The sequence below is a fragment of the Streptococcus sp. 544 genome, from assembly GCF_013277385.1.
GTDB classification, from domain to species: domain Bacteria; phylum Bacillota; class Bacilli; order Lactobacillales; family Streptococcaceae; genus Streptococcus; species Streptococcus mitis_BA.
Map to the genome: position 1 here is coordinate 21,168 of NZ_VMMU01000029.1, position 16,394 is coordinate 37,561.

Genomic DNA, 16,394 nt, shown 5'->3' on the forward strand with positions numbered 1-16,394 from the left:
ATAGTAAACACTATTTTTTATTTTCAAAAATTGAACTTCTAAAATCATCAGTTTGGTCAAGATAAGCTTTAAAGATTGCTTTTTTCAGTTTAAGAACTCTACTATATTCAGGATAAATATTTACACGTTCATCCTCTGCATCAGCTTTGACAGCAGCAGTTATCATACTTTGAAGATCTTCTATATTTTTTATTGTCACTCTATCTTTTCTGAACCAATTTCCATTTGGGTTAATGAAGCTAATGCTCATTAATTTATTAAATTTAGCTTTTCGCTCTTCATACATTGCTTTTTTAAATTCTACCCAAGATGAGTAACGATTATTAAATATTTTTTGAAGTACTAACTCATCAGTTACATTACCAACTTCCTTACCATATGACTTAATCACTTTACCTTTAGCTTTTGCTTCTTCTGCGTATTGATTAGAAATATATGGTACCATTCCATCTTTAAATCCTTTTGCAGCTAACAACTCGAACGCCATACGACGTCCCATTAAATCACCCGGAGTTCCTTTATCATTACTTAGAGCAGAATATATTGGTGAAAATAGTTTAATTGTATAATAGCCATTTCGTTTAAAGGTATTATCATTGTCATTTTCATATCCTCTTCTTGTAATAACATCATTTTCAATTAGACTATTAAATGTCGTTAATTTGCTAAGTTCACTTTCATTTAAGTAACGAATAGTATTAGTTGCATATACTTTACTTCCGTCTGGATCCGGTTCAAATTTATTTTCTATTTTTCTCAACAACTCATTTTTCTTAGAAATATCTAAGTTAACAACAGCATTACCTTCTAGATATTCTAGCATATAAATTACATCAAACATATTATGCATATATTTTTGCAAATCTTCTGCATTATTAAATCGTTTTGTAGGATCTTTCACCTGAAGTCTAGTTGGATCTTCTGATTCTTCATACTTCAATATAGAGTTAATCGTAATAGTAGGATCATTTGGATGATCCGGAGCTTGTAATAATCCTTTTGCATAAAATTCTGGTCCAAGTCCATTTCTTCTTCCATAGCCTCCAAGATAAATTTCTCTATCTGAGTTATGTGTCATTTCATGTGTATAAGTTACCGCACCATCTTTATCAAGCATACGATAAGCCATATAATAGAATGCATCCCCTGTAGCGTATGCTCCATTAGAATTATGAACAACATTATTTCCTGCCGGACCGAAGAAATGTTTTATTGCTGGATGATTAGTTTCAAAAGTTGCTTGGTATGTATCTTTTTCGCCTTTATCATCTGTACCAAATCTAAATGCATCATAAACTAGAACACTTCTATATAATTTTTCTTTATTTTCATTATCTAGAATTTTATACCAATAATCGTAGTGATCTCTAAATCTAGCAGCCGCTTCTCTTGCTTTTGTTTCAACATAGTCATTTAAATTAGTTCCTGCTGGATGTTCTTTGCTTCTATATCTATCATAAGCACCGAAACCTATAGTCGAAATGTTGGATATAATAAACACCGATTTTTCAGGTAATGTTAATAGCGGCAACACCATACTTGGGTATTTCCAAGATGGGCTAGTTAATCTATCATATACTCCAATTGAATATGGACTACCAGCTATTGATTGCTTATCACTTACCTCTTTAATTGTAGATTTTTCTTCTACAATATAGGCTTTAGTTTGTTCTTTAAACCACTCGTTATTTGTTTTATCTGGTACAAAAGCTTTTCTATATTTTTCTAATGCATCAAATAAATTATTAGTTTTATAATTTTTTGCTAATAAAACGTTATAAGTTATAACATTATTTTTCGCTAGTAAATTATTAAATCCAGATTTACCTAATTCGATAACATTATCTAACGCTGAACTATTTGATTTACCAAAGAAATCCAAGTGGTACATAACTAAATCTTTCGCTTTTGTTTCACCATATTTGAAATTGTACCAACGCACTAAGTATGTTAATCCTAGAAGTAATGCTTCCTTATTGTTTTTAATTTTTTCAATTACATAATTATCTATTACCTTATTGTTATTTTCTGCTATTGCAGCATCTGCAGTAAGAAGTTTCGTCAAACTATCTTTCAAATTAGTTTTTGTAGTATTGAATTGATCTTCTAAATATAACTCCGTTAAGCTAACATCATTAGAAACATCTAATACTTTTCTAATTGCGTCTGATTTGTATTCTACACTATTTAATGCTGGTAAAACTTCTCCTAAAATATTATTATAATTGCGAAGTAATGTATTCGGTGTGTAAATTAAATTTGTACCGCCTATTCTATACTCTGCTACACTTGAAAAATCACTTTGATATTCTATATTTTTTGTCTCTGATGTATTGTCCGTGTAATATAGTAACAGTTTATTTATACTTTCTTTGTTTTTGTTAATATCACTAATTACTTCATTATCTTTCATAGGAACCACTGACAATAATTCTTTATTATAAAGATTACTACTTGTCTCTACTAAATTCCCGTACTTAACTATCGTTTCTCTATTATAGAATGGTAATAGTTTTTCTATATTTTTATATACTTTTTCTTTTGATGAATCAGCATTCTCAAGACTTCTATAGTCAGTTACATATCTAGAAGAGAAGTTAAAATCTTCTGTTTTAGTAGTATTTTTAGATACAAAAGCAGCTTTTTTCTCTCTAATTTGTGCGTCTTCTAATACTTCTCCTCTTTGAACATCAGAATCCTTAGTTAAGATTTCATCATCTTCTTGTACTACGTTTACAACCTTATTATTTTTGTTGCTATATACATGATTTGCTTTCATGTTAGTGAAATCTTTTCCAGTTATAGCATTACCGTTTGTAACATTAACGTCGCTTAGTACATTAGAAAGTCGACCAGATTTTTCTAATCCTCCAGCTGGATCCCAAAGATTACCAACTACTCCACCAACGTTTGCAAAACGTTGAACATTATTAAGATTTCCTTCAGCATAACTATTACTAATTAGTGCACTATCTTCTACTGCACCAACTATTCCACCAATAGATTGATCACCTTTAGTTGCGTTTGATGCTAAATCAATTGATGCGAACGACTTATCTATTAATCCCCTCGAACCAGAAAGTTTACCTACTAAACCTCCGATTTGATAACTAGCAACTGTTTTATATGTATTAGTTATTCTACCTGTATAGCTACTGTTAGAAATAGTAGAATTATTAACTTGTGATACTAATCCTCCAATTCCATGTTCCCCAGCTATTGCTCCATCAGCATGAACATTATCAATATGGGTATTGCTATTCGCTTCTTTTGCAAGTGTTGCAGCATCTTCTTTTGCTGAAATATTGACATCTTTTAGTGAAAGTTTTTCTACTGTAGCACCATTTAATCCCCCAAATAATGGTTTTTTCAAATTATAAATAGCGTAATATTTCTCATTATTTGTTCCTACTAATGTTCCATGGAATACATTATTCACATAACTTTCTTGACCATCTGGAAGTTCAACTTCACGAGCATCCATAGTTGCACCTAAACGGAATGTGCCATTAGGATTGCTATTCATTGCATCTACTAAATTTTTAAATGATGTATAGACACCAGTTTCACTTTGCTGAGTTTTTGGTAAATAGTAAGTATAATTTTCTAGTACATTATTATTTTCATGATGTATCAGATTATTTGCACTCGCTACTATCTTATAAACATCTCTATTATCTTTAGTATCATTAGTAATGCTTGTAACTGGTAGCATCACATCTTTAAAGTTCTCTGATTTAACTTTCATAAAGTAATTTTCTGCATTACTTGGTAAAGAAGCAAGTGAAGTTACATGTCGATACTTATTACCATCTTTTGAATATAGTTCTACAGAAGATATATTTCTAAGTTCTAATTTCTTAATAACTTCTTTTTCATCTTTAGCGTCATCTTTTTTCTCATCTTTATGACGATAAAGTTTATCGTATACTGGGGTAATCTCATTACCTGCTATAATGCTCTTAATCCAAGCTAATTGTGTAGGAGATAAAATCAATCCGCCTGAGCGATTTTGTGCTCCATTTTGGTGGACACCAATGACTTCACCATTAGCATTAAATATTCCTCCACCACTCATACCAGGATTTCCACCTTGATATTGAACACCGTAGGTGTTATTCGCGTATTCTTGTTCCATTTCTACCGTAGCATCTTTTAAGTGCGTATATTTCCCAGCTGGATATCCATGAACATTTAGTTTGTCATTAAGGTTTACTTTCGAATAATTTTTAACTAATTCTACATGTTCTCTGCCAGTTGTTTCAGGTAGCTTAATCACTGCTAAATCATAGATAAATCCTTTTGGATAATCTTTTTTATTATAAAAATGAATATTGTTAGCAGTAAATGTTCCTTTTTGTCCATCAGGAGTCACCCACTCATATACGTTTTTAGATTTATCACCTCTAAATTCGCCCGTAGTATTATCAGTAGAATTATTAATGAAATTATGTGCTACTGTTAAAAGTACATTTGGTGCAATAAAAGTAGCTGATCCTACTCCAGTAACCTTCGACGAATCTGTAATAAAGTTCATATTAATTAATGCACTAGATTTTTTCTGAATACTCATTTCTTCTGGTGTATTAGTATTTTCATTATTTGGTTTAGTATCTTCTGCACTAGGTTGTTCGATTTTACCAGTATATTCTTTCGGTGCTTCTACTTTCTCTGGCTCGACTATCGCTCCAGACTGTGGACCTGTGTATTCTGGTAGTGGTGCTACCTGCTCTGGTTCAACAATAGCTCCGGCTTGTGGTTCTTTATATTCTGGAAGCGGTGCCACCCGTTCAGGTTCTCCTTTATCACTTACCACAGTATCTGGCAACTCTGGTTGGACTTCTGGTACGCCTTTATCACTTACTACAGCTTCTGGCAATTCTGGTTGGACTTCCGGTTCTCCTTTTTCAGCCACAACAGCTTCGGGTAACTCTGGTTGAACTGCTGAGTCACCTTTGGCGCTTACAACTGCTTCTGGCAATTCTGGTTGGACTTCTGGTTCACCCTTGTCTGTAACAACTTCTTCGGGCAACGCTGGTTGGATTGCAGGTTCACCTTTGTCGGTTACTACAGCTGCTGGTAGTTCAGGCTGAATTGCGGGTTCAACAATAGCTCCAGACTGTACGTCCTTATGTTCTACACCAGTCTCAGGTTGTTCCGTTATAACTTGAGTTTTTTTAGTACCTTTTTCGACTATTCTTGAAACAGGCGCAGTCGTTGAAGTTGAAACAATTTCTCGCGAAACTTCTTCCTTGTTTACAGAGAATATTCTGATGACTTCAACTTTTTTACCTAATGTACCTTCTTGTTTTACTCTTACAGTTCCTTCAGCTAAATCAGGATTCTCCTGAACTTCTTCTTGAAAATCTATTTTTGTCTCTATAGTTTCCTCACGATATAAGAGTTCAGGTTTATTCAACTGGCCTGATAGAACTTCATCCTGCGGATTTAATGTATTTACCCCAGTCTTTTCTTTTGGAGAAACCTTCTCGTCTTTCTTCGTTTCTAGATTCTTATGTTCGGCTAATTGTTCTTGAGAATCTGAAGATTGTTTCTCTTCTTTTCTTGGATTGATTAATTCAGTAGAGAAAGGTTTTTCAACTACTTGAACTTCTGTCGGCTTAGTTGAAGAAGCTGTTTTTTCTTCCTGAATAGCTTGTACCTTTGATGAATTCTCTACAAAATTCGGTGTAACATTATAATCTACCTTTTGTTGTTTTGTAGGAGTAGCTACTGATTTTTCTTGATTATTTACTTTAGACTCAGAAGTTATGTTTCCCTCTTTGATATATCCAATATAAGTGTAGCCTGAAATCTCTTTAGGAAGAGGTAATTTTTCTCCTGTGGTCAATTCATAGTCAGTATTGTAATTCAGTAAGAGATTATTTTCTAAAGCATGAGCCGATACAAGAACACCATTTCCTATCCCTGCAACCAATACTAAATGTAATACTGTTTTATTCTTAACTTTTTTCTTAGAAACGGCAAAAATTAAAATCCCCAGAGCAGCTAAGCTAGCACCAGCAACTAAGGTTTTCATATCATTCTTGCTTCCAGTATTTGGCAATTCTCCCAGTTGATTTTGAGAATTTAATTTATAAACAAGATAATAAGTCTCATCATCATTCTCCATGCATGTCGGAATATCATAGACAAGCTGCTTCTTTTCATCTGATGATAGCTCTGACTCTGTCACATATTTATAGTGAACACCTTTAGTCTCTTGAGCCTCTACAGATGAACTACCTAATACAGACATAAAAAATAAACTTGAAATCGTTGTAGATACAAGTCCTACTGATAATTTTCTAAATGAAAAACGCTGCTGTTTTTCACCAAAATACTTTTCCATGATTCCTCCTTGAAATATAATTTATAGATGTTACAAAAACCTTTATTATATTAGTGTGTTATCTATAAAAAAGGCAACATAACTTAATTGTACTATTAATTTACAAAAAAGTCTTAAAATTGAGTTGCGCTTTCATACTTTGTTTTATATATAATACTCAATGAAAATCAAAGAGCAAACTAGCCGCAGGCTATACTTGAGTACGGCAAGGCGACGTTGACGCAGTTTGAAAAGATTTTCGAAGAGTATAAAATACCAAGTAGTAGTTTTGTAATTTCCTATTTTCTTTTTGGATAAAATGTAACCTACCATGGAATTTCCACGGTAGATGTTACTCATATCACTAATCGTTCTAAAAATGGTTTGATGCAGTTGAGGAGAATTCCTTCTATCCAGCTTTCTTGTGCTGATGATAGATTCTCTGCTTGAAGGCTTTCTTTTAGAAAATCTCGAACTTGTTCTGGTGCGATTTCAAACTCAAAGGCTTTCATTTTATAGAAAAAGTCGAGCAGATGGTCTGATAAGTATTCAGTTGAAAAAGGCACTTCTCCACTTTTTCGATATTCTAATAAGAGCCGAGCAAATCGGGCTTTTTCTTCAGGAAGCTCACGGAAATAGGAATTGAGGAGCCAGGTCTGCTTCTGCTTTCTTTCAATTGGATCCTGACTAGCAATTCGTTGGTCTTTTTCCAGCTCTTTTTGGTATTGTTTGGCCTTGATAGCCCGTTCTGTCCGATTTTTACCAAAAAGAATTTTCTCCCACTTGCGTTCTTCTTGAGTCAGTGTCTCTGTAAAGCCAAAGTAATCTTGATAGGCACGCTCTGCTGGACCCATGGCTAGAACCAGATTGTCTGCATATTGCTTGGCGATTTTATCCCTCTTCTTGCGCTCTTTCTCTGCCTGAATACGGAGTTCTTGTTCGTAGTCAATTTTCTCCTTACCTAGCTTGACAAGGTAGAGTTGGTCATCTGGTTTTCCAAGTAAGAAGGGTTTGATACATTTTTCAAGAACTTCTTCCATACGAGCCTTTTTCTTGGGCTCTGCCTTGGTCCAACTTCCTCCTTGAAAGACTTCTAGGAAGAGCTGGTAGTCTCTATCAGGGGAGAACTGATTGCCACGATTAGGTTTAAAAACACCTTTTTCCCAGAGCCACTTTAGAAGACGCTCGTCAAAGTCACTTTTATTGACCTTGATTTTCTCCTTTTTCTGGGCTTTTCTGGTCAGATTTTCAATCTTTCTTAGCAGTTTTTCTTCCTCTTCCAATTGCTGGTCAAGGGATAATCGATGAAAATGACGAACACAGTCGCTACCAATTGGAAAGAGGCGTTGGCCTGTGACACCGTTAAAGAGTTCATAAGCGTATTTGATGGCATTTCCACAGACACAATTGCTACGGCCAATACCGTTAAAAATCAAGGAAACTTCATTCCATTCCTTGGTAGCTTGTTCCCAAGTATCCGCTTTTGAAGCCTGTAAAACCGCATCATGCAGGGATTTTCTAACTGGAAGTGTCATGAGGTCTCCTTTCTATATTATACTTTTACAACTTGAACATCGTCTTTACCTAGTAAAATCAAGTATTTTTCAATATTTTCAATCGAATAGGCTCGAGATAAAGCCTCTCCGTATAGGGCTAGCTGACCACGATAGCGGTCTATGAGTTGACTTGGATCATCATAGCGGTCTGTCTTATAGTCGAACAGAACAATTTTGTCTTCGTAAAGCAGATATCCATCAAGGATACCACGGACAACAAAGTCTTCCTGACTCTTTTGGTCTCGTTTGAGCATGGAGAAGGGTTGCTCGCGATAAAGATGATCGGTATTAGCAAGAATTTCCTGACCGAGTGCTGTGTCAAAGAATGCAAGAATTTTAGCAAGCTTGATCTTGTCTCTGACAGCTGGTCTGGTTTGAACTTGTTTGAGAGTTTCTGTCAGGCTAGCAAGCGTTGGTCGTTGGCTGAGATCCATTCTCTGCATGAGTTCGTGGGTAGCACTACCAATCTCAGCTCCAGTTACCTTTTCTTTGGTTGAAAAATCTGGCAAATTAAAGCTAATTTTCTTGTCTACTGACTGGCCTTGACCAGCAATTTCGACACCTTCCATATCCATAACTGGTTCGTAGAATTTCTTGATTTGACTTGGAGTTTGAACACTAGGAAGTTCAATGGCTGCACGGTGAAGAGTATTATAAACTTCCACTTCTTTCAGCATTTCAAGAGCTTCTTTAATGGTTTCTGACTGACGATTGTCTGCTTGGGAGCTATCTTGGAGAGGGCTTTTGTTTTCCAACTCTCCGATAGATTCTCTAGTCAGCTGATTTTCACCAACGAAACGATAACTAAAGTTGAGAGTGTCCTTAGAAAATACTTTGCTGATAGCCCAGATCCAATCTTGAAAATTCTTGGCTTGAAGTCTAGTGTTGCTATTTAGTTTCCCATTTTTAGCTGCTGGGTATTCCTTGGCTTCCAGCTTTTCACGAGAACCCTTGCCGACAAGATAGAGCTTTTTCTCAGCCCGCGTCATGGCAACATACAGCAGACGCATCTGTTCTGAATAGCTTGCCAGCTGCAATTCTTCTTCATTCTGCCTATAGGTCAGGCTAGGAATGGAGAGTTTGATGGTTTTAGGATAGTGATCTTCCACTGCTCCTGTCTCCATTTTGGCAATATATTTGACACCAAGTCCATTTTTACGGCTGAGAATGACCTCTGACATAGAGTCTTGCTTGTTGAAATCTTGATCCATATTGAGGATAAAGACGTAAGGAAACTCCAGTCCTTTACTCTTGTGGATGGTCATGAGTTCTACAGCATCCTTGGGCGGTGCGACTGCCACACTTGCAAGATCGTGCTGGGCTTCTAGGACCTTGTCAATCATGCTAATAAAACGTGACAAGCCCTTGAAATTGCTCTTTTCAAACTGGTCAGCTCGCAGTGCTAGGGCATAGAGATTAGCTTGTCTAGCAGGCCCATTTGGCAAAGCCCCAACGTAATCATAATAAAAACGGTCGTTATAAATTTTCCAAATCAAGTCATAGAGAGAGTGCGTTTTGGCATACAGGCGCCAAGAAGCCAAGATTTCCATGAATTGGTTTAGTTTCTCAGCTAGAGCTGTGTGGATCAATTTTTTCTGGCTTGTTACCATTTTTTGAGCATTGACCAGTTTCTCATAGAGATTTTCTTGGATTTTATCCTCTGCTTTCTGAAGGGACAAACGTGCTAACTCATCCTCATCAAAACCAAACATTGGAGACTTCATAAGGGCAACCAAAGCGTAGTCTTGCAGGGGATTGTGAATGACACGAAGGGTGTCTAGCATGACTTGTACTTCTAGGGATTGGAGATAATTGTTTTGCTCTCCGTCAGTTTTAACAGGAATCCCGTACTCAGACAGGGCGAGAAGAATCTGGTCATTACGACTGCGGCTGGAGGTCAAAAGGGCAATTTCTTTAAAGGAAACACCTTTCTCCTGATGAAGTTTCAGAATCTCCTTGATAACTAAGCGCATTTCACCTGTTAGTTTCGTTCCTGCCGGGCTTTCTTCTTCCTCATTTGTGTCGTCCTTGTCGTAGAGGAGAAATTCTGCCTTGTTCTCAGGGTTAGGAGTTAGTTTGGTATTGGCAAAAACAAGCTGGTGCATGTTATCATAGTTGATTTCACCGACCTCTTGATCCATAAGGCATTCAAAAACATCATTGGTTGCTGATAGCACTTCGGAACTACTACGGAAATTTTCCTTGAGGAGAATGAGCTTGCCCTCTTTTGGATTTTGCGCATAGCGTTGGAACTTTTCATTGAAAATCTGCGGGTCTGCCTGACGGAAACGATAGATAGATTGCTTGATATCTCCCACCATAAAGCGGTTGTGGCCATTAGAAAGTAATTCCAGCATCCGTTCTTGAATATGGTTGGTATCTTGATACTCGTCTACCATGACTTCATGGAAGCGCTCCTGATAAGCCTCACGGACTTGCGGAAAATTCTCCAAAATCTCAATGGTATAATGGCTAATATCAGCGAATTCAAAGGCGTTTTCCTGGCGCTTACGCTGACGATAAGCTTCCACAAAATCACTCATGAAAGTTTGGAAAGTCTTAGCTAGTTCCCAGGTCTCTCCATGATAACGTTCTTGATAGTCGAGAATGGTTATCTGGTCTGACAGTTGTCCTAGTTTAGCAAACTGGGTCTTTCTCTCTTCGTTGTAGGCATCGACCAGCGGCTTCAAATCAGCCTTACGGCTGGCATTAGTCAGAGCTCGGCCGTTTTTCTCTTTCGAAATTGCGACAACACGCGCAAGCGCCGTTTGATAAGCCTGACTATCGGACTCTTGATTCAAGGAACTAATTTCATCCAGAATCAACTGGACATTTTCTAAATAGGGAGCCTTAGGAAACTCCTTGGCATCATTATCCAGATGATAACGGAAGAAACTTTCCAAGTCCCAAAGGGCTTGCTGGATTTGCTCAGTCAGTTTTTCTTTTTCACTGGTAAAATCAGCCTCTTCAAAACCTTTGAGGAAAGATTCACTCAGCCACTTTTGAGGGTTGCTGGTTGATTGGAGGAAGTCATAAATTTTATAGACTTGCTGGCGCAGCCCCCGTTCATCCTTGCCACGTCCAGCAAAGTTTTTCAGCAAATGACTAAACTTCTCTTTCTGTTTGCCTTGGTAATGGGCTTCAAAGACCTCATGAAAGACTTCATTTTTTAGAAGGAGTTGCTCGCTTTGGTTTTGTAAAATACGGAAATTAGGTGCAATATCAATCAGATAGCCATGTTTACCAAGGAATTTTTGTGTGAAAGAGTCCATGGTTCCGATGGCAGCATTGGGTAGGTCTGCCAACTGGCGACCCAAGTGTTGTTTGAGGTCGACATCGCTGCTTTCTTGGATTTGCTTGCTGATTTTTTTCTCTAAACGTTCTTTGAGTTCGGTCGCAGCCTTGACAGTAAAGGTGGAGATAAAGAGTTGACTGATTTCCACACCACGCGCTAACTGATCCAGAATACGCTCCGCCATGACAAAGGTCTTCCCAGAACCAGCAGACGCTGAAACGAGGATATTCTGACCAGAAGTGTAGATGGCTTCAATTTGCTCGGCAGTTTTCTTCTGTTCCTTACCCGAATGCGCTTCTGCTTCTTGCAGTTTTTGAATTTCCTCCTCAGTTAAAAAGGGAATAGGCTTCATCGATTCAACTCCTCTCTTATTTTTTCAAACCAAGCTTGCTTGAGTTTTTCTCCGACCAGACGCTTGTCGTCAGCTAAATCTAACTTTTCTAGGAAACGGGCTTGACCCAAGTGGTAATTAGCTTCAAATCCGGTGATGGCTTGATGTTGCTGAACATATGGAGCAATACTTCTGCCATTTTCAGTATAGGGATTGATGGCGAATTGGCCTGCTAAAATCTTCTCAGCTGCTTTCTTGTAAAGATGGGCATTGTAGTCCAGTAGGAGCTGGAATTCCTCATCCGTCAACTGGTTAGCCTTGTTTTTATTGTAAAATTCGCCCAAATGACTGCTTTCTTTTTCCAAAAAGAGGCCTTGGTATTTCATAGACTTGCTGGCTTCCGCAACTGCTCCTGCCAGATTTTTAACGGCCATCAGAGATTGGACTGGTTCAGCCATTTCCAAGTACATGGCTCCGAAAAAGTTCTGCTCCCCTTCTCTTTTTAGGGCAGCTAGATAGGTTGGTAACTGGGAATTGAGTCCATTAAAGAAATGAGGAAACTGGAACTGAGTAAGACTGGATTTGTAGTCTACCACTCCTATCGCCCCATCAGCTTTCAAACGGTCAATGCGGTCAACCTTACCTCGTACAAAGACACTGCGTCCATTGTCCAATTGAATAAAGGCTTGCTCTTTCCCACCGAAATTCGCTTCCTCTTTGATGATTTCGATGGCTGGATTGTGTCGGAGAATATGTCCAGTTGTCCGTGCAACATCAAGCAAAACTTCCTTGGTAAACTGGGCTTCCAAACTTTCCTGATAAATAGCCTCAAATTCCCGCTCTTGACTGGTTTCTTGAATAGCCTGTTCTAGACGTTTGTCAAAGGAATCTTCGTTAGGCAACTGCAAGGTACGTTCAAAAATGCGGTGTAAGAAATTTCCGTGACTGCGGGCATCAGGACGCAGGCGTAATTCTTCTTGCAAGCCTAAAACGTAGCGAAGAAAATAACTGTATTCATTGCGATAAAACTCCGTCAAACCAGAGGTAGACAGGTAAAACTCCTGATCAGTAGGATAGAGAGCTTGCAAGGTATCCTTGGTCAACTGCTTACTGCTTGGACTGGTTGGAAGGGCTGGATTTTCCAAACCTTGCTTGTCTAGTTTTTTACCCATGACACGCGCCAGAACCTTGACAAAGGTCAAATCTTGCTCAGTATCACTCGTCTGGCCCTGCTGGTGATAGGCAACCAGACTGGACAAAAGACTGTGATATGACCCCATATCTTCCTTAGACAACCTTTTGTGATTCATCCTCTTCTCTTTCCTGCTAAATCCAAAATGGACCAGTTCTTGAAGATAGGCAGATTCCTTGCTTTCACTTTCGTTAAAAAGGCTTGGAGCTGACAAGACCAACTGCTTACGAGCAGAATTGACTAAGGAAAGCATAGTATAGCGATTTTTCTTGAGATTTTCACTGCTGGCAATCAGCAATTGACTCCCCTCTTCTGTCGCTTGGTTTAGGTTTTGCCTTTCTTCATCTGTCAAAAGACTGGTATTTTGCGCGATTTTTGGTAAATTGTCCTGAGTCAGCCCAATGGCATAGACAAAGTCAGCCGTTAAGGGCGCAATCAAATCGTAACTCTGCACCAGAACGGTGTCCACTGTTGCTGGAATGGTGCGATACTGAGATAGACTCATCCCAGAATAAAGCAAGGCTAGGAAGTCCTCTAGACTAACCTGTGAACCAGCAAAAACAGTCGCAAATTGTTCTAAAACATGACAGAAAGCCTTCCAAACTTCGGCTTGTCTTTCCTGTTCTACAGCTTCCATAGTGGCTGTCAAATCTTGTAACTGCTTGGTCACAGATCCTTCTTTTAGAAAAGAGTTCCACTTTTGCAAGAGATTTTCAGCCTTCTGTTTTCGACTGGCAAAGAGAGTTTCAAGAGGTGTTAAAACACGCAGACGAAGAGCATTTAAACGTTCCAGATTAAATTTTCCATGGTGGGATTTGGTAAAGGTTTGCTGAAAGGCTTGCAAGCCATTGATACCAAGATAACGGATATATTGCTCAAAAGCATCAATATCCGCTTGGCTAAGATCAGTATACAAACCTGTTCTGAGAAGATTTATCAAATCTTCTTGACGGAAACGATAGCGTTTTAAAGCTAAAATAGACTCAACAAACTGTGTCAAAGGGTGGTGCGCCATGGATTCGCTTTTGCCTAGATAGAAAGGAATCTGATACTGGTCAAAAATCGTTTTTAGAGATAACTGATAAGAAGCTACATCCCCCAAGAGAATACGAAAATGCTTGTAGCTCAGGTCTGAGTTCTCATGCAATTTCTGACGAATGCTACGGGCTACTAGCTCCAACTCTTCCTTTTGCGTCAAGCAAGACCAGATTTGTAAGTTTTCACGGTCCTTATCATCAATTTCCAAGGAAAGTTCTGAAAAGTCATAGGACGATTCCAATAAACGAGAGACCTTGTCAAAACTATCCATCTTCTCATGAGTCTGAGAACGGTCTTGAGCAGGCGTTTGGTATTTAGAAGCTAGATGATGGAGAAACTCCACACTGGCTTGGTAGAGATTGCCTTCGGCGAATGGGCTAGTATAGGCTTTCTTACTAGCATAAGCCCCAATAACAATCTCAACACCCTTAGCATAAACTAAGTCCACAATCCGCTCCTCCTCAGCAGAAAAACGGGTAAATCCATCAATAACCAAGGCGATTTGAGTAAAATCACTACTAACTTTGTCATTCTCAATAGCCTCAATCAAATGGGATAACTGACTTCCCTGAGCTAACTGGCCTTGATTGAGATAGGCCGTTACTTTCTCAAAAATCAAGAGTAAATCGGCTCTCTTATCCTCATCCGTCAAATTCTCCAAGTCCAAAAAAGTCATCTGAGCTTTGCTCATCTCGTGGTAAAGCTCAATCAACTGCTGGATAAACTGAGGATCCTGCTTAATCGCACCATAAACACGTAAATCCTTGGGATCGAGTGCCGCAAGACACTTATAAAAAGCCATCCCAAGACCGATATCATCAAGAGTAGTTTTAGCTGGTAAATCATTCAAGACCAGATAACGAGCCATTTGAGTAAAGCGCGTGACGGTAATCGCAAAAGAAGCCTGCTGGGGTAAACATTCCAGTACAGATCGTTCCTTTTCAAAAGAAAGAGAGTTGGGGGCGATGTAAAAGACCCGCTTGCCCGTAGCAACTAGCTCTTCTGCCTCTCTAGTTAGAACCTCTGTCAAAGAAGTCCGAATATCAGTATAAAGTAATTTCATCTCAGCCTCGTTGGAATTTTTCATTGCCTTTTATTATACCATGATTAGCCTCGTAAATCTGTTAAAATATTTAGGCCATCCTTTCTTTTATTCATCATTTGCTAAATCTGCTAGATCTTAAATACTGAATTTTACTTGTATTATAGATAGAATAAATCTGCCTACTGAAAATCACATAATGAAAAAAGCCTCGGTAACAAGGCTTTGAGTTTTATGATTGTTTCTTAGGTACGGAATACACTTCAATGTGTTGTCCTAGTACCTTGATGTCGACTGGTAGATTATCTGATTTATCGCCATCAACATCCGACTCTAATTCGATATCAGAAGAAATTTTAATAGTACGTGCCTTTATATATTCAATATTTTCATTCTCTACAAGATCTCCTTTTAACAAATCCGGAATCAAAGATAATTTAGAGAATATAGAAGCATCTTTCAAAATTAGAATATTTGCATATCCATCCTTGTTTTCTTCAAAGATTTTTTTATCGGCAAAATAATTTGTTAGAAGTACTAAAACATGACTTGCTTCCCCAAGGTAATTTCCATTTTCGGTTTCAACTTTAATGTTAAATACTTGATCTGTCATGACAGACTTCATGGTATTAACTGCATAAGCCAAGATACCAAATTTCGTTTTATCTTCAATTTCAACATTATGAATGGCTTCAGGGAGAGACCCGATACTAAAGATATATCCAAAATAGTGACCATTTGCTTTTCCGATATCAATCTTATCAGTTAAATTGAAATCTAGTTCTTCAATAGCTCCGTCAATATCTTGATTGATTTCTAAAAGTTTTGTAATCAGGTTACCAGTACCACCTGGTATAATTCCCAGTTTAGGAATATAGTCCCTTTCAGCAATCCCTGAAATAACTTCATTGACTGTACCATCTCCACCAAAAACTAGAATTGATTCATATCTTTCTCTAGCAGCTTCTTCTGCGAAATTTGTAGCATCTTTGGCTTTTTGAGTAATTTTAGTTTCCACATCATCAAAATACTCTCTTGCTTTATTCTCCAGCTTCTCTTTGTAATCTAAAGCTTTTTCTCCTCCAGAAGTTGGATTGATAATTAGCATTATTTTTTTCACTCTGTATTTTCTCCTTAAAATCGAAATAGAAAGGTTATTCTCGATGAAAATCAAGGCGTAAACTAGGGAACTAGCCGTAGACTACTCACGACACTGTTTTGAGTCTGTATATTAGCCTGACGTAGTTTAAAAAGATTTTCTAAGAGTATTAACCTGATGACACATGATATTTGCATATATTGCTATTATACAATGAAATGTTAAAAAATAGAAATAAATTGCTTTTAATATCAGTTTTTATCTCATATTAAAAAATGATCTATTTTTTACTAGTAGGTTGTTCTTAATCATCCAAACTAGTCTCTCTCCTCCCCACGATGGAATATAGTTTGTAGATATTATTGCTATTTTCTAGTTCCGGATAAAGATAAAGCTCACTTGAAAGCAGATTTTCCCCATACATAAGTCAGTCTTTGTCTGACTAGCTACTAGCAGATAGACGAGTTAATGTTCATTGTCTACTAATCTGAAAATGAAAATACTTCAAAA

General features: G+C 37.6%; 5 protein-coding genes. All 5 read right to left on the reverse strand.

What is annotated here, in order from left to right; translation table 11 throughout:
* Window positions 1–10: 10 nt before the first annotated feature.
* The 5 genes from HT728_RS09740 to HT728_RS09760 all read right to left on the reverse strand — a co-directional run bounded on the left by HT728_RS09740 (window position 11) and on the right by HT728_RS09760 (window position 15,905).
* Window positions 11–6,352, reverse strand: a complete 6,342-nt coding sequence (locus HT728_RS09740) for a ZmpA/ZmpB/ZmpC family metallo-endopeptidase (protein ID WP_173234995.1) — start codon at window positions 6,350–6,352, stop codon at window positions 11–13.
* A gap of 335 nt (window positions 6,353–6,687) precedes the next feature.
* The gene (locus HT728_RS09745) at window positions 6,688–7,866 is read right to left on the reverse strand and encodes a hypothetical protein (RefSeq protein ID WP_173234997.1); all 1,179 of its coding nucleotides are present in this window, start codon (window positions 7,864–7,866) and stop codon (window positions 6,688–6,690) included.
* Between the two features lie 17 nt (window positions 7,867–7,883).
* Window positions 7,884–11,534 carry a helicase-exonuclease AddAB subunit AddA gene (addA, locus tag HT728_RS09750; protein ID WP_173234998.1) on the reverse strand — a complete coding sequence of 1,217 codons (3,651 nt, stop codon included), beginning with the start codon at window positions 11,532–11,534 and terminating at the stop codon, window positions 7,884–7,886.
* Window positions 11,531–14,806 (reverse strand): ATP-dependent nuclease subunit B, encoded by a 3,276-nt coding sequence (gene rexB / locus HT728_RS09755; RefSeq protein ID WP_173234999.1) that lies wholly within the window; start codon window positions 14,804–14,806, stop codon window positions 11,531–11,533. Before rexB ends, addA begins: the two co-directional genes overlap by 4 nt.
* A 211-nt stretch (window positions 14,807–15,017) precedes the next feature.
* Complete coding sequence (locus HT728_RS09760) at window positions 15,018–15,905, reverse strand: diacylglycerol kinase family protein (RefSeq protein ID WP_050253051.1); 888 nt, start codon at window positions 15,903–15,905, stop codon at window positions 15,018–15,020.
* Window positions 15,906–16,394: the final 489 nt, after the last annotated feature.

Coding starts and splice junctions, on each gene's coding strand:
- HT728_RS09740 (WP_173234995.1), bottom strand. CDS start 6,352: ATGGAAAAGTATTTTGGTGAAAAACAGCAGCGTTTTTCATTTAGAAAA.
- HT728_RS09745 (WP_173234997.1), bottom strand. CDS start 7,866: ATGACACTTCCAGTTAGAAAATCCCTGCATGATGCGGTTTTACAGGCT.
- addA (WP_173234998.1), bottom strand. CDS start 11,534: ATGAAGCCTATTCCCTTTTTAACTGAGGAGGAAATTCAAAAACTGCAA.
- rexB (WP_173234999.1), bottom strand. CDS start 14,806: ATGAAATTACTTTATACTGATATTCGGACTTCTTTGACAGAGGTTCTA.